The 18204-nt window shown below is 70.3% G+C and carries 19 protein-coding genes; 9 read left to right on the forward strand and 10 right to left on the reverse strand.

Annotated features, from left to right (window positions below; all coding sequences use genetic code 11):
* Positions 1-41: 41 nt before the first annotated feature.
* Positions 42-701, reverse strand: coding sequence for a TetR/AcrR family transcriptional regulator (locus DFR74_RS11385; protein WP_067513751.1), 660 nt, complete (start codon positions 699-701; stop codon positions 42-44).
* 60 nt (positions 702-761) lie between these two features.
* On the opposite strand from DFR74_RS11385, the gene DFR74_RS11390 reads away from it, so the two are divergent.
* From DFR74_RS11390 to DFR74_RS11405, 4 genes are read left to right on the forward strand one after another with little or no spacing between them, the layout of a single operon-like run.
* Positions 762-2285 (forward strand): flavin-containing monooxygenase, encoded by a 1524-nt coding sequence (locus DFR74_RS11390; protein WP_067513750.1) that lies wholly within the window; start codon positions 762-764, stop codon positions 2283-2285.
* Positions 2286-2290: 5 nt separating this feature from the next.
* Positions 2291-3121 carry an SDR family NAD(P)-dependent oxidoreductase gene (locus DFR74_RS11395; RefSeq protein WP_067513760.1) on the forward strand — a complete coding sequence of 277 codons (831 nt, stop codon included), beginning with the start codon at positions 2291-2293 and terminating at the stop codon, positions 3119-3121.
* 9 nt (positions 3122-3130) lie between these two features.
* Positions 3131-4183: an alpha/beta hydrolase gene (locus tag DFR74_RS11400; protein ID WP_067513749.1), complete on the forward strand. Its 1053-nt coding sequence runs from the start codon at positions 3131-3133 to the stop codon at positions 4181-4183.
* Positions 4184-4218: 35 nt separating this feature from the next.
* Positions 4219-6012 (forward strand): AMP-dependent synthetase/ligase, encoded by a 1794-nt coding sequence (locus tag DFR74_RS11405; protein ID WP_067513748.1) that lies wholly within the window; start codon positions 4219-4221, stop codon positions 6010-6012.
* On the opposite strand, the gene DFR74_RS37070 is transcribed toward DFR74_RS11405, so the two are convergent.
* Both DFR74_RS37070 and DFR74_RS36625 read right to left on the reverse strand, forming a co-directional pair.
* Positions 6009-6245, reverse strand: coding sequence for a hypothetical protein (locus tag DFR74_RS37070; protein WP_067513747.1), 237 nt, complete (start codon positions 6243-6245; stop codon positions 6009-6011). The genes DFR74_RS11405 and DFR74_RS37070 overlap by 4 nt on opposite strands.
* A gap of 95 nt (positions 6246-6340) precedes the next feature.
* Positions 6341-6490, reverse strand: a complete 150-nt coding sequence (locus tag DFR74_RS36625; protein WP_211334135.1) for a hypothetical protein — start codon at positions 6488-6490, stop codon at positions 6341-6343.
* Between the two features lie 13 nt (positions 6491-6503).
* Here DFR74_RS36625 and DFR74_RS36630 point away from each other — a divergent pair, with 13 nt between their 5' ends.
* Positions 6504-6689 carry a CGNR zinc finger domain-containing protein gene (locus DFR74_RS36630; protein WP_211334136.1) on the forward strand — a complete coding sequence of 62 codons (186 nt, stop codon included), beginning with the start codon at positions 6504-6506 and terminating at the stop codon, positions 6687-6689.
* 5 nt (positions 6690-6694) lie between these two features.
* Here DFR74_RS36630 and DFR74_RS11420 read toward each other — a convergent pair whose 3' ends face one another.
* The 3 genes from DFR74_RS11420 to DFR74_RS11430 all read right to left on the reverse strand — a co-directional run bounded on the left by DFR74_RS11420 (position 6695) and on the right by DFR74_RS11430 (position 9947).
* Entirely contained in the window at positions 6695-8167 is a 1473-nt protein-coding gene (locus DFR74_RS11420) for a DHA2 family efflux MFS transporter permease subunit (protein WP_084538133.1), read from the reverse strand.
* Positions 8168-8183: 16 nt separating this feature from the next.
* On the reverse strand, positions 8184-8843 hold the full coding sequence (locus DFR74_RS11425) for a PadR family transcriptional regulator (RefSeq protein ID WP_232331901.1): 660 nt from the start codon (positions 8841-8843) through the stop codon (positions 8184-8186).
* Between the two features lie 234 nt (positions 8844-9077).
* Positions 9078-9947 carry a glycine betaine ABC transporter substrate-binding protein gene (locus DFR74_RS11430; protein WP_067513744.1) on the reverse strand — a complete coding sequence of 290 codons (870 nt, stop codon included), beginning with the start codon at positions 9945-9947 and terminating at the stop codon, positions 9078-9080.
* A 232-nt stretch (positions 9948-10179) separates the two neighbouring features.
* On the opposite strand from DFR74_RS11430, the gene DFR74_RS11435 reads away from it, so the two are divergent.
* The 4 genes from DFR74_RS11435 to DFR74_RS11450 are packed head-to-tail and all read left to right on the forward strand — an operon-like array spanning position 10180 to position 13580.
* Positions 10180-11064, forward strand: a complete 885-nt coding sequence (locus DFR74_RS11435) for an ABC transporter substrate-binding protein (RefSeq protein WP_228789570.1) — start codon at positions 10180-10182, stop codon at positions 11062-11064.
* 25 nt (positions 11065-11089) lie between these two features.
* Positions 11090-12238 carry an ABC transporter ATP-binding protein gene (locus DFR74_RS11440; protein WP_067513743.1) on the forward strand — a complete coding sequence of 383 codons (1149 nt, stop codon included), beginning with the start codon at positions 11090-11092 and terminating at the stop codon, positions 12236-12238.
* Positions 12235-12897 carry an ABC transporter permease gene (locus DFR74_RS11445; RefSeq protein ID WP_067513742.1) on the forward strand — a complete coding sequence of 221 codons (663 nt, stop codon included), beginning with the start codon at positions 12235-12237 and terminating at the stop codon, positions 12895-12897. Before DFR74_RS11440 ends, DFR74_RS11445 begins: the two co-directional genes overlap by 4 nt.
* Positions 12894-13580: an ABC transporter permease gene (locus DFR74_RS11450; protein WP_067513757.1), complete on the forward strand. Its 687-nt coding sequence runs from the start codon at positions 12894-12896 to the stop codon at positions 13578-13580. Before DFR74_RS11445 ends, DFR74_RS11450 begins: the two co-directional genes overlap by 4 nt.
* 66 nt (positions 13581-13646) lie before the next feature.
* Here DFR74_RS11450 and DFR74_RS11455 read toward each other — a convergent pair whose 3' ends face one another.
* The 4 genes from DFR74_RS11455 to DFR74_RS11470 form a co-directional block, all read right to left on the reverse strand.
* Positions 13647-14843: an NAD(P)-dependent malic enzyme gene (locus tag DFR74_RS11455; RefSeq protein ID WP_067513741.1), complete on the reverse strand. Its 1197-nt coding sequence runs from the start codon at positions 14841-14843 to the stop codon at positions 13647-13649.
* 465 nt (positions 14844-15308) lie between these two features.
* Positions 15309-17006, reverse strand: a complete 1698-nt coding sequence (locus DFR74_RS11460; protein WP_084538132.1) for an FAD-binding protein — start codon at positions 17004-17006, stop codon at positions 15309-15311.
* A gap of 51 nt (positions 17007-17057) precedes the next feature.
* Entirely contained in the window at positions 17058-17324 is a 267-nt protein-coding gene (locus DFR74_RS11465) for a hypothetical protein (RefSeq protein WP_084538131.1), read from the reverse strand.
* Positions 17321-18175, reverse strand: a complete 855-nt coding sequence (locus tag DFR74_RS11470) for a PHP domain-containing protein (RefSeq protein WP_067513739.1) — start codon at positions 18173-18175, stop codon at positions 17321-17323. The genes DFR74_RS11465 and DFR74_RS11470 overlap by 4 nt, the downstream gene beginning before the upstream one ends.
* Between the last annotated feature and the right edge of the window lie 29 nt (positions 18176-18204).

Raw genomic sequence — 18204 nt, forward strand, 5'->3', positions numbered from 1 at the left:
GAATCGGATTCGCACCCGGCGTTCGCCGTGTCCGGGGTCGGTCAGCCGCCGATGGCGGCGCCGCGCAGGACCTCGCCGAGGTCGGCGTGCAGCGCCATGGCCAGGCTGATGAGGGATTCGACGAGCAGTTCGACCAGTTCGTCGCGGGTGATGGGTTCGGCGCGCAGCCAGGTGAGGGTGGTCTCCTCGACGAAGGCGATCCAGCCGCGCATGCCGAGCATCAGGCGGGGGTGGGCGGCCGGGTCGATAGGGACCGGCGCCTCGGCGAGGATGATGCCGATGATGGCGTCGCGGGTCTGCTCGACCAGCGGCACCAGATCGGGGCTGACGCTGGTGGGCCCGCGCAGCAGCGCCAGATACGACGTGCTGTTCTCGCTGACGTAGTCCACGTAGCGGCCGATGGAATCGCGCAGCATGTCGAAGATGCCGAGCGTGCGATCCGGCGAGACCCGTTCCAGCAGTTCGGCGTTCGCGTGCCGCACCACTTCGCGCTGGAAGTCCTGTTTGGTCGGGAAGTAGTGGAAGAGCAGGCCGCGCGAGATGCCCGCCTGCGCCGCGATCTCGCTGACGGAGATCTCCTCGATCGAGCGCTCGCCGAGCATCTTCACACCGAGGGCGAGCAGCTGTTCGCGGCGCTCCTCCGGGGTGAGCCGGGTGCGCTTGCCGTTCTCGCCGGGGCTTCTGCGGTTCACGGGACTCATGTTACTGAACGTGGTTCAATACTGTTGACTCCTGCTCAATAGGATCGTAAGCTAGGTTACATGAGTCGTAAGGTTACAGACAAAGCTGTCGGCAACCGGCCTGCCCGCCACCTCGAGACGATCATCATCGGCAGCGGGTTCGCCGGGCTCGGTCTCGCCATCCGGCTGACCCAGCAGGGCCGTGACGATTTCCTGGTCCTGGAGCGCGGCAGCGATGTCGGCGGCACCTGGCGCGACAACACCTACCCCGGTGCCGCGTGCGATGTGCCGTCCCACCTGTACTCGTACTCGTTCGAGCTCAACCCGAACTGGTCTCGCTCGTTCTCCCGCCAGGGTGAGATCCAGGCCTACATCCAGGGCGTCGCCGACAAGTACCAGGTCCGCGACAAGCACCTGTTCGACTGCGACGTCACCGGCGCGCGCTGGAACGCCGAGCTGGCCCGCTGGGAGGTCACCACCTCCCGGGGCGAGTTCACCGCCGACACGCTGGTCTCGGCCGTCGGCGCGCTCTGCGAGCCGAACCTGCCCGATATCAAGGGCATTCACGACTTCGAGGGCGAGATCTTCCACTCCGCCCGCTGGAACCACGACGCCGATCTCACCGGCAAGCGCGTCGCCATCATCGGCACCGGCGCTTCCGCCATCCAGATCGTGCCCGCGATCGCGCCGCAGGTGGCCCACCTCGACGTCTACCAGCGCACCGCGCCCTGGCTGCTGCCGCGCCTGGACCGCCCGTACCTGGGCATCGAGAAGCTGGCGTTCAAGTACGTGCCCGGCGTGCAGCGCCTGTCCCGCGCGGCCATCTACGCCGCCCGCGAGACCCAGGTCGTCGGCCTGGCCAAGGTGCCCGCGCTGATGCAGGGCTTCGAGCTGCTGTCGAAGGCCAAGCTGCGCTTCGAGATCCGCGACGCCGAACTGCGCCGGAAGGTCACGCCCGACTATCGCATCGGCTGCAAGCGCATGCTGATCTCCAACGACTACTACCCCGCGCTGGACCGGGACAACGTCGACGTGGTGACCGATCCGATCGCCGAGATCCGCGCCGGCTCCATCGTCACCGAGGACGGCACCGAGCGCGAGATCGACGCGCTGATCGTCGCGACCGGCTTCCACGTCACCGACTCGCCGACCTTCGAGACGATCACCGGCAAGGACGGCCGCACGCTGAGCGAGGTCTTCGACGAGATCGGCCAGCAGGGCTACAAGGGCGCCTCGATCGCCAACTTCCCCAACATGTTCTTCCTGCTCGGCCCCAACGTGGGCCTGGGCCACACCTCGATGGTGTACATGATCGAATCGCAGATCAACTACATCGCCGACGCGTTGAACACCATCGCGAAGCAGGGCCTGCGCACCGTCGAGGTCCGCCGCGAGGCCCAGGACGAGTACAACAGGGAACTGCAGGCCAAGCTGGGCAGGTCGGTGTGGAACACCGGCGGCTGCGCCAGCTGGTACCTGGACAAGCACGGCAACAACACCACGCTGTGGCCCGACTTCACCTTCGAATTCCGCCGGATCACCAAGGAATTCGATGTCGAGGCCTACGAGACCACCACCGCGCCCGCCGAACTGAAAGCAGTGTGACACCCGTGAGCAAGGACGCTTACTTCACCAACAAAGTCTGTGTGATCACCGGAGCCGGCTCCGGCATCGGCCGCGCCCTGGCCGAGGATCTGGCCGCGCGCGGCGCGAAGCTGGCGCTCTCCGATATCGACACCGACGGGCTGGCCGAGACCGTGCGCCGCTGCGAGCAGCTGGGCGCGCAGGTCAAGTCCGACCGGCTCAATGTGGCCGAGCGCGAGGCCGTGCTGCTCTACGCCGATGCCGTCAAGGCGCACTTCGGCGTGGTGCACCAGATCTACAACAACGCGGGCATCGCCTTCCACGGCGAGGTGCTGCGCTCGGAGTTCAAGGACATCGAGCGCATCATGGACGTCGACTTCTGGGGTGTCGTCAACGGCACCAAGGCGTTCCTGCCGCACCTGATCGAGTCCGGCGACGGCCACGTGGTGAACGTATCCAGCCTGTTCGGCCTGATCGCGATCCCCGGCCAGAGCGCCTACAACGCCGCCAAGTTCGCGGTGCGCGGCTTCACCGAATCGCTGCGCCAGGAGATGCTGGTGGCCAAGGCCCCGGTCAAGGTCACCTGTGTGCACCCGGGCGGCATCAAGACCGGCGTGGCGCGCAACGCCACCTACGCCGAGGGCATCGACGGCGCGTCCGCGGCCGCGATGTTCGACAAGATGCTGGCCATCCACACCCCCGAGATGGCCGCGAAGACCATCACCGAGGGCGTGCGCAAGGGCCACGGCCGCGTGCTGATCGGCTGGGAGGCCAAGGCGCTGGACCTGTTCGTCCGCGCGACGGCCTCGGGCTACCAGCGCATCGTGTCCGCCACCACCCGGCGCTACCTGCCCTGAGCCGCCGGAATGCGTGATTTCGACATCCCGCTCCCCGTGGGGCGGGCGCTGCTGAACCCCGTCTTCCGCGTCCTGCTGCACCACCGGCTGCCGTTCGCGATGCAGCGCGGGCTGATGGATCTGGGCTCGCGGGCCCAGCTGCTGCCCGACGGCGTCACCATGCGCCGGATGCGCCTGGCGGGCCGGGTCACCGAACTGCACACCGCGGGCGACACCGCGCCCACCACCGCCGTGCTCTACCTGCACGGCGGTGGTTATGCGGTCGGCTCGCTCGCCACGCACCGCTCGCTGGCGGCGCGTCTGGCGCGCGACAGCCGGAGCGCGGTCTACGTGCTCGACTACCGGATGGGCCCGGAGCATCCGTTCCCCGCGGCCTTGGACGATGCCACCGCCGCGTTCCGCGAACTGGTCTCGCGGTGCGGATTCCGGCCCGACCAGATCACCGTCGCGGGCGATTCCGCGGGTGGCGGTCTGTCGCTGGCGCTGGCGCAGCGACTGATCGCCGAGCACGGTATGCGCCCGGCCGCGCTGGGCTTGATCGCGCCGTGGACCGATCCGAACGCGGTGTCCTCGCGCGAGCGCGATCTCGTGGTCAACGGGCCGTGGTCGCGCGCCTGCGCCGCCGCCTACCTGGGCGCCGGCGACGGGGCCGACACCGGCTACGCGCCGTTGCGCGGTGAGATGCGCGGACTGCCGCCGACCTACGTCCAGGTGGACGTGAGCGAGTTGCTGCACGAGCAGTGCCTGGAGCTGGTGGCCGCGCTGCGCGCGGCCGGCGTCGAGGTGCACTACACCGAGACCGAGGGCCTGTGGCACGTCGCGCAGATGCAGGCGGCCTGGTTCGCGCCCGCCGCGCGGGTGCTGGGCGAGCTCGCCGACTTCCTCCGCGCGGCCGCCTCGCCAGTGGCGTCCGCGACCGAGGAGACCCGAAGGGCGCGCGGCGATCGCGCGGCCGGAAGTTTGCCTAGGATGGGCGCGCCAATGCGTCCGGACCGGGCGGCCGAATGCCGAACAGCGGAGTTTTCGGTGGTCGATGACGCGCGCCGGCAAAAGGTGTCGTAGATTACTGGCGAGTTAACCCACGTGGAAGGGCACTGATGCGAGAGTTCGAAGTCCCGGCTTCTTACACCATTCCGGACGACGCGAACAATTCCGACAACGTCTTCCGCCATGCCGAACAGTCACCGAACGCGGTGCTGTTCAACGTCCCGAACGGCAATGGCGGCTGGAACGATGTGACCGCGGCGCAGTTCGCGAAGACGGTCACCGGCGTGGCCAAGGGCATCATCGCCTCCGGCGTCGAACTCGGCGACCGCGTCGCCATCATGGCGCCCACCCGCTACGAGTGGGCCGTGCTCGACTTCGCCATCTGGGCGGCCGGTGGCGTGACCGTCGCCATCTACGACAGCTCCTCGGCCGAGCAGGCCAAGTGGATCCTGCAGGACTCCGCGACCAAGCTGCTGGTGCTCGACAACGACAAGCACCAGGCCACCATCGACGAGATCGAGGCCGGGTCGCTGCCGGACCTGCGCGAGACGCTCCAGTTCGAGAAGGGCGCGGTCGATGAGCTGATCGCCCGCGGCGCCGATATCGACGAGCAGCGGGTGCACGAACGCCGCGCCCAGGTGGGTGCGGCCTCGCCCGCCACCCTGATCTACACCTCGGGCACCACGGGTCGCCCGAAGGGCGTGTCGCTGACCCACGCGAACCTGTACGCGGAGTCCAAGTCCGACCGCATCGCGCTGAACAAGTACGTCAGCGAGGGCAAGCGCACGCTGATGTTCCTCCCGCTGGCCCACGTGTTCGCCCGTGCGGTCGCGCTGGCCGCGTTCGACGCGAAGGTCGTCGTCGCGCACACCTCGGACTGGACCACCCTGGTGGAGCAGTTCGGCAGCTACAAGCCGCACTTCATCCTCTCGGTGCCGCGCGTGTTCGAGAAGGTGTTCAACGGCGCGAAGCAGAAGGCGCACGACGGCGGCAAGGGCAAGATCTTCGACGCCGCGGCCGAGACCGCCATCGCCTACAGCGAGTCCCTCGACAAGGGCGGGCCCGGCCTGGTGCTCAAGCTCAAGCACACGGTGTTCGACAAGCTGGTCTACAGCAAGCTCAAGACCGCGCTCGGCGGCCAGTGCGAGGCGGCCGTGTCCGGCGGCGGCCCGCTGGGCGCGCGCCTGGGCCACTTCTTCCGCGGCGTCGGCGTGACGATCTACGAGGGCTACGGCCTCACCGAGACCACCGCCGCCATCACCGTGAACACCCCCGAGCACATCCGGGTCGGCTCGGTGGGCCGCCCGATCGAGGGCCACGCCGTCAAGATCGCCGAGGACGGCGAGCTGCTGCTGCGCGGTTCGGTCGTGTTCGGCGGCTACTGGGGCAACGCCGAGGCCACCGAGGACGCGTTCCAGGACGGCTGGTTCAAGACCGGCGACCTGGGCGCCATCGACGCCGACGGCTTCGTCACCATCACCGGCCGCAAGAAGGAGATCATCGTCACCGCCGGTGGCAAGAACGTCTCCCCCGCGCTGCTGGAGGATTCGCTGCGGGCGCACCCGCTGATCAGCCAGGTGATGGTCGTCGGTGACGGCCAGCCGTTCATCGGCGCGCTGATCACCCTCGACCCGGAGGCGCTGCCGGGCTGGAAGGAGCGCAACGGCGTCGCCGCCGACACCCCGATCGAGACCCTGATCGAGAACAAGGCCCTGATCGCCGAGGTGGACGCCGCGGTGGCCGAGACCAACAAGAAGGTCTCGCACGCCGAGCAGATCAAGAAGATCCGCATCCTCCCGGTCGACTGGACCCAGGAGACCGGCGAGCTCACCCCGAAGATGTCGCTCAAGCGCGCCGTCGTGATGAAGCAGTACGCCTCCGAGGTGGAGAAGATCTACAACTAGGTCAACCGGGAAGGCGCCGTCCGCGAGTTCTGCTCGCGGACGGCGCCTTTCGCGTGTCCGCCGTGGACGCGGTCGAGGAAATCGCCGACGAGCGGCGCGATCTCGGGCAGGTGGGTCTCCAGCGCGAAGTGGCCGGTGCCGAACAGGTGGAGTTCGGCGTCCGGGAGATCGTCCAGGTAGGCGCGCGCGCCGGGTGCTCGACACCCCCGCCCGCCTGGACGAGTGGCCGGCACTGGAAGCGGACCGATTCGGCGAGCCGGTGCCCAGCCGGTGCACCGCCGCCGACCTCGCCGCCGTCCGCGACGTGCGCGCGCACCTGACCGCGGTGCTACACGCCTTGCTGGACGGTCGCCCGCCCGCCCGCCGCCGCGCGGGCGGGACTCACCGCCGCCCAATCCGCCGCGCCCGCCGTACGCGAACTCGGCAGGCACGACGGCGCGATCACCGCCACCCCGCGCCGCGCGGGCGCCTCCGGCACTCGGCTCGCGGCGGTGCCGGCCGAGGCCGCCGCCGACCTCCTCACCGATCCAGCGCTGGCCCGGCTCAAACGCTGCGAAGCCGAGGATTGCGTCCTGCTCTTCCTCCCGGCGCATCCGCGCCGTCGCTGGTGCTCGCCCACCCGCTGCGGCAACCGCGCACGGGTGAATCGCTATTACCACCGCCACAAACAGGATTGACGACGTCAGGCCGAAAGGGTGTCGGCAGGTTGGGGTTTCGACGTATCGACACGCTTGCCGTGGCTCACGAAAAGCGCCGAGGCGACCACGCCGAGCAGCAGGATCGCGGCGGGCAGGAGCACGGATTCGCCCAGCGCCGTGCTGAATTCGTCGAGCACCTGCGGTGGCACGGCCCCGTGCCCGAGGCCGCCCTCGCTCACCTGCGCGTCACCGAGCCCGGCCGCCGACATGCGCGCGGCGATGAGCGCGCTGATGGCCGCGCTGCCCAGCACCGACCCCACCTGCCGGGTGGTGTTGTAGACGCCCGCGCCCGCCCCCGCGAGGTGCACGGGCAGGTTGTGGGTGGCGGTGGAGGCCAGCGGCGCCCAGATGCAGGCGTTCGCCAAGCCCGCCAGACCGGCCGTCACCAGCAGCAGCACCAGATTCGACTCGGGCGTCATCAGCATCGCCCACCAGAAGGTCGAGGCCGCGAACAGCGCGAAGCCGGCGGTCGGGACGATCTTCGGGTGCAGCCGGTCGGAGAACCGGCCGATGAACGGCGCGCTCACCCCGGTCACGATCGCCATCGGCGCGAACACCAGCGCCGACTGCGTGGGCGTCATCTCCCGCACCGCCTGCAGATAGAAGTACAGCGGCAGCATCACCGAGGTGACCGCGGCGCCCATCGCGGCGATCGCCACGTTCGACAGCGCGAAGTTGCGGTCGCGGAACACCCCGAGCGGCACCAGCGGCTCCCCGCGGGTGCGGGCCTGGTTCACCACGAACAGCACCAGCACCGCCAGCCCCGCGCCGATCAGCACCCAGATCCGCGGCGACCAGTCGTAGTTGCCGCCCTCCTGGATGCCGAACACCAGCAGGAACATGCCGGCGCCGCTGAGCACCACGCCCACGAGGTCGAATTTGTGGGTGTGCGTGGGCAATTCGGGCACCAGCCACATCGCCAGCGCGAACGCCGCGAGCCCGACGGGCACGTTGACGAAGAAGATCCACTCCCAGCTCAGCGCGTCCACCAGCACGCCGCCCAGGATCGGCCCCACCAGCGTCGCGAGCCCGGCCACGCCGCCCCACAGGCCCATCGCCGCGCCGCGCTTGTCCGGCGGGAAAGTGCGGGTGATGACGGCCATCGTCTGCGGCGTCATCAGGGCCGCGCCCAACCCCTGCACGGCGCGCGCCGCGATCAGCATCTCGATGCTGTGCGACAACCCGCACCACAGCGAAGCGGCGGTGAAGATCGTCAAGCCGATCAGGTAGATGTTCTTCGGGCCGAACCGGTCGCCGAGGCGGCCCGCCACCAGCAGCGGCACCGCGTAGGTGAGCAGGTAGGCGCTGGTGACCCAGATGACCTGCGGGATATCGGCCCCGAGGTCGGCCATGATCGAGGGGTTGGCGACCGACACGATCGTCATGTCCAGCAGGATCATGAAGAAGCCCACGACCAGCGCGAACAGCGCCAGCCACGGATTGCGTTGGGTGGACACGGATTTCGTTCCTCTCTCAGGACGGCAGCGGGCCCGCCGCGGGCGGCGTGCGTTCGCCGTCCCCCGCCCGGGGGGTGTCGGATGCGGTGCGGCGCGCACCGGTGTCCGGATCGAACTCCTCCCACTCCAGCGCGCCGCCGGACAAGTCCGTTTCGAACTCGCGCAGCCACGTCAGTTCGGCGGCGCGAGTGGCACGCAGGTACGGCAGCGCGAGCCAGTACCGCCGCCGCACGGCGTGCTCGCGCGCCCGCGCGCTCATGGCGTCGAGCGCGGCGAGCTCCTGTTCGAGGTGCGTGACGCGTTCGCGCACCAGGGTGAGCACGTCGGCCTTCGGCAGGTTGTGCGCCTCGGCGAGCGCGAGCGGGAACAGCGGGTACTCCGGCGCGGGGTAGCGCAGGATCTCGGAGACCCTGGCGCGCAACGCCTCCCGGCCCGACGCGGTGATCCGGTAGGTGGTGCGTTCGGGCCGGTTGCCCGCGCGGTCCACCCCCTCGGCCACCACCAGCTCCTGACCGGCCAGCCGCGCCACCGTGTGATAGAGCGAGCCGGGCCGCAGCTTCACGAGCTGGTCCTCACCCCGCTCGATCAGCGTCTGGTACATCTCGTAGGGATGCATGGGCCGCTCCTCGAGCAGTGCCAGCACCGAGATCCCCAGCGCCGTCACCTGAGCACCCACCCGCCCACCTCCTCGAGGTGTTCCAGACCAAATATTCCATTCGGAATATACGGCGCGGGGTACGGGGCGACAAGGGGGATGACGCAGACCACATTCCGGGCTCTACCTGCTCAAATGCGACTATCGGGACACACAGGACGAACGCGGCCGCCCCTTGGGCGTACCCGGAAGATCGCCCGAGGGTTGGCTCCGCCGCGCCCGCGCCCGCCGCACCGGCAGGCCACCGGGCATCCCCTACAGCGCGTGCGCGTCCAACCACTCGCGCGCGACGTGGCTCGCGTCGGCCCCGCCGCGCACCCGCTCGATCATGGCGAGCAGTTCGTCGGTGGTCAGTTCGCCCGCGACGTAGTTCAGCTTGCGGACGCGCCGGTCGTCCAGGGAACCCTTGCGGAACAGCGGGATCACGTTCTCGGCGCGCACGGCGAAATCGTCGTCGGCGAGTACGGTCAGGCCTTCGGTCGCGCGCTCGTCGTCGGGCGGTCCGTTCAGGATGCCCGCGCGAATCCGGCCGTCCAGCAATGCCTCTCGCAGCGCGACCGCGTCGGGCAGCTCGACCACACCGGCGAACGAGCAGTCCGCCACCGTCACCGCCGGACCGCGCACCAGGTCGGGTTCGGGCGCGACGCCCGCCGGGATCTCGGGGCAGCGGGGCGCGAGATCGGCTACGGCGTCGGCGTTCTCGCTCTCCACGACGAGCACCCGTCCACGCAGATCGGCACCCTCGGCCGGGTCGGCGACCACCAGTCCCTCCGGCAGCGAGCGGTTCAGCGCTTCGAGCACGTCGTCGGGGGTGCGGGCCTCGGACCGGTCGTCGAAGTGCGCGAGCAGCGCCCCGGTGTGCTCGCCGACGAGCGCGACCCGCCCTTCGTCCAGCGCGCCGAGGTAGTCACCGCGCTCCCCGAGCCCCGGCTCCACGGCCACCCGCAACCCGGTGCGCGCCAACGCCCCGGCGTACACTTCGGCGAGCACGCGGGATTCCACCGCGTCACCCGCGCCGACCGTGAACTCCGGGCCGGGGTCGTCGTTTCCGCAGGACAGCACCGTCCCCGCGGCCGCGACCATCAGCATCCTGGCCACCCACCGCCGCGACGCGCCCGATTTCATCCGGCGACACCACCCCTTCGAAGACGAGTTCAACCCACGTGATCGCCCGGTTCCGGGCAGTATGGACACCCAGAAACATACCGCTGGCCCCAGCGCCTCGGTCGCACCGCCCGCACCTGCCGGAAGGACTTCCGTGAAGACCACGATCACCCCAGCCGCCAGGCAGTCGGCGGTGCGCATCGCCCTGCGCGCCGCCCGCTACCTCGCCGCCGCGGCACTGCTGGCCGTCGGCATGATCCTGTCCGCGTGCGGCGACTCCGATCCGCTCGCCCAGTCGGGCACCTGCGAAGGCGAGAGCCTGATCGTAGGCTCGGCGAACTTCCCGGAATCGGAGACGGTGGCCAATATCTACGCGGAGGCCTTGCGCCGCAACGGCTTCCAAGTGGACACCAAACTCAATATCGGCAGCCGCGAGGCCTATATCCCCGCGCTGCGCGAGTGCGCCATCTCGGTGATCCCCGAATACACCGGCAACCTGCTGCAATACCTGGACGCCGACGCCACCGCGACCAGCGCCGCCGACGTCGAGGCCGCACTGCCCGGCGCGCTCGGCACGGAGCTGGCCATCGCCGCGCCCGCGCCGGGTCAGGACTCCGACGCGGTGGTGGTCACGCGCGCCACCGCCGAGCGCTGGAACCTCACCACCATCGCCGATCTAGCGCCGCACTCGGCCGAGGTGACCTTCGGCGCGCCGGCCGAGTTCCAGCAGCGCCGCGGCGGCCTGCCCGGCCTGAAAGAGAACTACGGTCTCGACATCGCCGCCGAGAACTTCGTCCCGATCGCCGACGGCGGCGGCCCGGCCACCGTGCGCGCGCTGGTCGACGGCCAGGTCACGGCGGCCAATATCTTCACCACCTCCCCCGCCATCGCCGAGTACGACCTGGTGGTACTCGAGGACCCGCAGAACAACTTCCCGGCGCAGCACGTGGTGCCGCTGTTCAATGCCGCCAAGCACTCCGAGAAGGCGGTCGCGGTGCTGAACGCGGTGTCGGCGAAGCTCACCACCGAAGAACTGATCGGGCTGAACGAGGCCGTGTCGGGCGAGTCGAAGACCGAGCCGAAGGACGCCGCGACCGCATGGCTGGCCGCGCAGGGGCTGGATCAGCCGATCGGGTGATCGCGCCCGATCAGGAAGGGTCACGTTGTCCGACATCGAGTTCCGCGGCGTCAGCAAGATCTACCCCGACGGCACGCACGCCGTCACCGAGCTGGACCTGCGCATCGAATCGGGTTCGTTCACCGTGTTCGTCGGCCCGTCGGGGTGCGGGAAGACCACGTCGATGCGGATGATCAACCGGATGATCCAGCCCAGCTCCGGCACGATCACCGTGGCCGGGCGGGACATCTCGACCGTCGATCCGGTGCGGCTGCGCCTCGGCATCGGCTACGTCATCCAGAGCGGCGGCCTGCTGCCGCACCGCACCGTGCTCGACAATGTGGCGACCGTGCCGGTGCTGCGCGGTGATTCGCGGCGCGCGGCGCGGGCGGCGGCGCTGGAGGTACTGGATCGGGTGGGGCTGGATCGCGGGCTGGCCGGACGCTACCCGGCGCAGCTGTCGGGTGGGCAGCAACAGCGCGTCGGTGTGGCGCGCGCACTGGCCGCCGATCCGCCGGTGCTGCTCATGGACGAACCGTTCAGCGCGGTCGACCCGGTGGTGCGCGCCGAGTTGCAGACCGAGATGCAGCGCCTGCAAGCGGAATTGCGCAAGACAATCGTGTTCGTCACCCACGACATCGACGAGGCGGTCACGCTCGGCGACCGGGTGGCGGTGTTCGGGCGCGGCGGTGTATTGCAGCAGTACGACGCGCCCCAGCGCGTCTTGGCGCAACCGGCAACGGATTTCGTCGCGGGATTCGTGGGCCGGGATCGCGGATATCGCGGCCTGTCGTTCCGTTCCGCCGAAGACGTTCCGCTGCACGACATCCGCACCGTCGTGGCCGAGGGCGTCACGGCGTTGCGCTTGGCGCGCGGCGAATGGGTGCTGGTGGTGGATGATTCGGGTCGGCCGCTCGGCTGGGTCGACGTGACGGGTGTCGAATCGCACCGGGCGGGCACGGCACTGGCCGACTGCCTGGCGGCGGGCGGATCGCTGTTCGGGCCGAGCGGCGATCTGCGACAGGCGCTGGATGCCGCCATCTCCTCCCCCTCGGGAATCGGTGTGGCCGTGGACGACTCGGGCGCGGTGCGCGGCGGCGTGCGCGCCGATGAGGTGATCGCCCAACTCGCCGCCCAGCGCACCGCCGAGGACGACGCCCGCAACGCCCTCGCTTACGAACACGGCCTCGGATGAACTACCTCCTCGACAACTTCGGCGAGATCATCGGCATCACCCGCACGCACCTGTTCCTCGCGCTGCTGCCGCTGGTCTTCGGCCTGCTGATCGCGATCCCGGTGGGCGCGTCGATCCGCCGCGTGCCATGGTTGCGCCGGGTCACCGTGACCGCCGCGAATCTCGCCTACACCGTGCCGTCGATCGCGCTGTTCGTGATCATCCCGCCGCTGGTGGGGATTTCGGCGATCGACCCGTGGAACGTGATCATCGCGCTCACCATCTACTCCGCCGCCCTGTTGGTGATCGCCGTTCCGGTGGCGCTGGATTCGGTGCCGGCCGACGTGGTGGACGCCGCCGACGCGGTCGGGTTCGGGCCGCTGCGCCGCATCCTCACCGTCGAAATGCCGCTGGCCATCCCCGTTTTCGTGTCCAATCTGCGCGTGGTTGTGGTGACGAACATCGCGATGGTCTCCGTGGGCGCGCTCATCGGCGTGGGCGGGCTCGGCAAACTGTTCACCCAGGGCTACCAGCGCGACTACCCCGACGAGATCATCGCGGGCATCGTCGTGACCTTGGTGCTGGCGCTGCTCTTCGACCGCGCCGTGCATCTGCTGGGCCGGTGGGCGACGCCGTGGACGCGGGCCGATCCGCGCGTCGGCCGAGGGGCGGGCGCGTGAACCTCTTCCTCGACGCTTGGCGCTACTTCACCGACGGTGCGAACTGGGGTGGACCCACCGGCATCGAATCCCGTGTGGCGCAACATCTCTGGTACACGCTGCTGGCGGTGGGGCTGTCGGCGCTGATCGCGGTGCCGCTGGGTCTGGTGATCGGGCACCGTCGCCGGGGTGCGGCGCTGCTGGTGGGTTTCGCCAACGCCATGCGCGCGCTGCCGACGCTCGGTCTGCTGACCTTCCTGGTGCTGTTGCTGGGCCTGGGCCTGGTGCCGCCGATGCTGGCGCTGCTCACCGTCGGCATCCCGCCCTTGCTGGCCGGCGCGTACGCGGGCGTGGCGAACGTGCCCGCCGACGTGGTCGACGCCTCGCGCGCGATGGGCATGACCGAACGCCAGATCCTGCTGCGCGTCGAGGTCCCCAACGCCGCGCCGATCCTGCTCAACGGCCTGCGCGGCGCGACGCTGCAGGTGGTCGCCACCGCCACCATCGCCGCCTACGTCAACCTCGGCGGCCTGGGCCGCTACATCTTCGACGGCCTCGGTCTGTACCGCTACGACCTCGTCCTCGTCGGCGCCCTCCTCGTCGCCGCCCTCGCCCTCACCCTCGACGCCCTGCTCGCCCTCCTCGTCTGGGTCACCGCCCCGGGCACCGGCCGCCTGCGCACCCCCACGAAACTCCCCACCTGAGCACCTCCACGAATGGCGAAGGGCGCCCGTTCCTTTCCGGAACGGGCGCCCTTCTCGCTCTGGTGGTTACGCCACGCCCTCCGCGCGGGCCGCGGCGGCGACGGCCTCGGCGACGGCCGGGGCGACGCGCGGGTCCAGGGGGCTCGGGATGATCTTGTCCGGGGACAGCTCGTCGGCGACGACGCCGAAGATTGCGTTGGCGGCGGCGACCTTCATGCCCTCGGTGATGCGGCGGGCGCCCGCGTCCAGCGCGCCCTTGAACACGCCGGGGAAGGCGAGCACGTTATTGATCTGGTTCGGGAAGTCGCTGCGGCCGGTGGCCACGATCGCGGCGTACTTGCGCGCCACGTCGGGGTGGATCTCCGGATCCGGGTTCGACATCGCGAACACGATCGACTCCGGCGCCATCGAGGCGATGAGCTCCTCGGCGATCAGGCCGGCCGACAGGCCCAGGAACACGTCGGCACCCGCCAGCGCCTCCGCGGCGCCACCGATCAGGCCGCGCGGGTTGGTGCGCTGCGCCAGCTCCGCCTTGACCTCGTTGAGGTCGGTGCGGGTGGTGCTCACGATGCCCTTCGAGTCGAGCACGGTCACATCGGCGACACCGGCGGCCAGCAGGATGTTGGTGCACGCGACACCGGCGGCGCCCGCACCCGACACCACGACCTTCAGGCCGGAGATGGCGCGGCCCTGCACCTTGGCGGCGCCGTTGAGCGCAGCCAGCACCACGATGGCGGTGCCGTGCTGGTCGTCGTGCATGACGGGGCAGTCCAGCGCCTCGATGACGCGCTTCTCGATCTCGAAGCAGCGCGGCGCGGAGATGTCCTCCAGGTTCACCGCACCGAAGCTCGGGCGCAGGCGGATCAGGGTCTCGACGATCTCGTCGACGTCCTTGGTGTCGAGCACGATCGGAATCGAGTCCAGACCGGCGAACTTCTTGAACAGCGCCGCCTTGCCCTCCATGACCGGCAGCGAGGCGCGCGGGCCGATGTCACCGAGGCCCAGCACCGCGGTGCCGTCGCTCACCACGACGACCAGGCGGTCGGTCCAGGTGTAGCGCTTGGCCAGCGCCTCGTCCTTGGCGATCGCGCGGCTGACCTGAGCGACACCGGGGGTGTAGGCGATGGAGAGGTCACGCTGGGTCTCCAGCGGAGCCGAAAGCTCGACCGAGAGCTTGCCGCCGAGGTGGCCGGCGAAGATCTCTTCCTGCGTGATCTCGGACAGGCTCGCGGTGGCATTCGGTGCGTCAGTCACAGGTGACACGATTTCACTCCTGCTCGGGTCGGGCTGAACCGGGGGACGGTTACCGCCGGGTAGTTGGTCATAGCTGATACGTTCCGCTCATCGAGTGCGCTGACCGGGACGTTTCGGGTAGATGCGGAATCGCGATCCGGCTGTCCTCATCGAGACGTGGCGCTGCACTGATCTGCGGAGCGGAACCGGACGGGTGGGTCCGGATACATCGTGCGGGGCGATCTTCGGGGTGCGACGGTGCGTCGCGCGGCGGAGGTCACCGTGGTTCCCGGACCCGGCGGTGGCAAAGGACGGGAATCCGCAACATTCTGCCAGTCGGTCCGACCGGTTGACAAACCGGTGTGCCGGGTACCGACTGCGCATCATGAATCGAGGGTAGGCCGCCGGAATTGCCCCGACGTTAGGGGAAACTCGCACCCCGGCGCGAGCGTCCGGTGAGCTGTCTCGGGCGGTCGCCCGGCGGGGTGTGAGGTGCTACGCGGACGGCAGACCCGATTCCACCCACTCGGCCTCGGCCGCCTCCGGGGCGATCGGTGGCGTGGGCGACAGCGCCGGAGCCGGCTCCATGCCGACGGGCACCTGTCCCCGCACGACCGACGGCGGCGGGAGCACACCGGCGTCCTCGCTCGCCCGCGGCAACGCCTCCGGGATCGCGGGCAGCGGGATGGTGTCCACCCACACCTCGTCGAGCCCGCCCGAGAGCACCCGCGCCCGCCAATCGGCGGTGGTGGCGGGATGGTCGGTGCGCTGGTGCATGCCGCGGGTCTCGGTGCGGGCCAGCGCGCTGTACTTGGTCCAGCGGGCCACGGCGAGCAGGGCGGCGGCTTGGCGGGCGCGCACCCGGTCGGCGCCCGTGCCGCCGAGGTCGAAGGCCGCGCCCGGCCACATGGCGTCGAGTTCGGCGATGCTGTCGCGCAGGCTGCCCTCGCTGCGCCAGTAACTGCGGCGCAGCGGCAAGGTGTGTTCCTGCACCAGCCCGATCACCGCGCGGGGATCGACGTGCGCGACCGGGCCGAGCCCGGCGCCGGGCACCGCGCGCACAGCGCCGGGTCTGCCGCGCTCGCGCGCGAACCGTGCCGCCCCGGCCCCGGCCCACACGCCCGACGCGATCGCCCACGCCCCGCTCTGCCCGCCGAATCCGCTCATCGCGCCGGTGATCGCCTCGCGCGTGGCCGCGTCACCGGCGGCGAAGAGTCCGAAAACATCGGTGGCGCAGTCGTTTCCGGTGATGCGCAACCCGCCCGTGCCGCGCACGGTGCCCTCCAGCACGGCTCGCAGCGGCACGCGACTGCGCCGGTCCACCGCGCCTTGCCTGGTGAGCCAGTGCCGGATCGTCTCGGGCACGTCGTCCAGCGCGGCGAACACCCGCCGCCCGCGCGAGATCGCCCCGAACGCCGAGCGGTGCCCATCGATGACCTCGCCCGTCTCGTCGTAGAGCGTCGCGAAATGCAGCGCCAGCCCCGGCGCGTAGCTCGAATGCATCGACCGCGCACCGGAATTCAGCACGGGCGCGAGACCGTAGGCGCTGGAGAACTCCATCCCCGACAGCCGGGCGCCCGCTTCGGCGGCGAGCAGCAGTCCGTCGCCGGTCGCCACCTCCGTTCCGGCGCTGCCGGACTGGAACGCGCAGCCGCCGGTCGCCACGATCACCGCCGAGGCCCGCACCGTCCACGGCCGAAACCTGTTGTTGCGCTGCACACCCGACGCACCCGACACCGTCCCGTCGGAGTCCACCAGCAGTTGCAGCGCCGGATGATGGTCGAGGACGCGCACTCCGGCCTCGAGTACGGCGCGGCGCATCCGCCGCAGATAGCCCGCCCCGTCGAGGCATACGCGCAGCGAGGCACCGCCCGCGCAGTCCTCGGGAAACCTGTGCCCCCAGCTCGCCAGCTGCCCCACGCGGCGATGCGTCTCGTCCAGCACCCGGTACATCAGCTCCGCGTCGCCGAGTGCGCCCCCGTGCGTGTACGCGTGCCGCACCGCTTCCTCACGCGCCGCGCCGGGAGGGATGTTCCACAGCGACGTGCTCCCGAACGCGGAAGGCCCGCTGCTTCCGCAACGGGCCTTGTCCACCAGCACCACACGCGCTCCCGCGCCGGCCGCCGCGACGGCGGCCCACACCCCGGCGGGTCCACCGCCGAGGATCAGCACATCCGTCTGGATATCGTTCACAAGACAAAATATTCGGCCACAATTCACCCGGCCGCAACCAGTACACGACCCTCAACCCCACCACTGTGTCCACAGCAACGTTCCCGTGACCAAAAAAACGACCGCGCATCCGGAGAACGCCGCCGAACCCCGACGCCGATCCGCGAAAATCTGCGCCGCGAGCACCACCGCCGAGGCCACCAGATGCCAGGTCACCGACTCCGCGCCCGGTCCGGGAAACCCGCGCTGCCCGCCCAGCACCGCCGCTCCGACGACCACCAGGGTGAGCAGCACGGTGCCCGCGGCGGCGACACCGCTCAGCCCCCGTAGCAGCCTCACCGGGCGATCACCGGCACGCCGGAGGACTTGCCCACCAGTTCCTCGAATTGCGCGGGGTCCGTGGTGAATTCACCGAGCCGGATGGTCTTGTTCCGGCCGTGGTAGTCCGAGGAACCGGTGGTGATCAGCCCGAGTTCGCCCGCCAGTCCGGTGAGCAGGACACGGTCGGACGCGGAGTGGTCGGGGTGGTCCACCTCGAGCCCGCCCAGCCCCACCTCGGACAGCGCGCGGATGTCGTCGACCGCGAGCAGGCGGCCCCGCTTTCGGGCCCGCGTGTGGGCCAGCACACTCACACCGCCCGCCGTGGCGATCATCTCCACCGCGCGGCGCAGCGGCGTGTCGGCCTTCTCCGCGTAGTAGCGGCCGTGCGGGGCGAGCAGGTCGGTGAACGCCGCGTCGACGGTCGGCACCACGCCCGCCTCCACCAGCGCCCGCGCCAGGTGCGGCCGGCCCGCCGACACGCCCGCCGAGGCGAGTACCGCGTCGGGATCGATCGGCAGTCCGTCGGCGGCCATCCGCTCGGCCATCGACCGCAACCGGTCGACCCGCTCGGCGCGCAACCGCTCGCGCTCCTCGGCGAAGCAGCGGTCGGCGGGGTCGAACAGGTAGGCCAGCAGGTGCACGGGTACCGGCCACCCGTCCTCCCCCAACCCCACGCACGACATCTCCATCCCGCGCACCAGCGTCATCCCCTCGGGCAGCGCCGCCTCGGCCTCCGCCCACCCGGACGTGGTGTCGTGATCGGTGATCGCCACCACGTCGAGCCCGGCGGCCGCCGCGTTCCGCACCAGCTCGGCCGGACTGTCGGTCCCATCGGACGCGGTCGAATGAGTATGCAGGTCGATGCGCACGCCTCCAGTCTTACAGTGCGGGTTCCGAG

This window comes from Nocardia puris (genome assembly GCF_003315035.1).
GTDB lineage: Bacteria > Actinomycetota > Actinomycetes > Mycobacteriales > Mycobacteriaceae > Nocardia > Nocardia puris.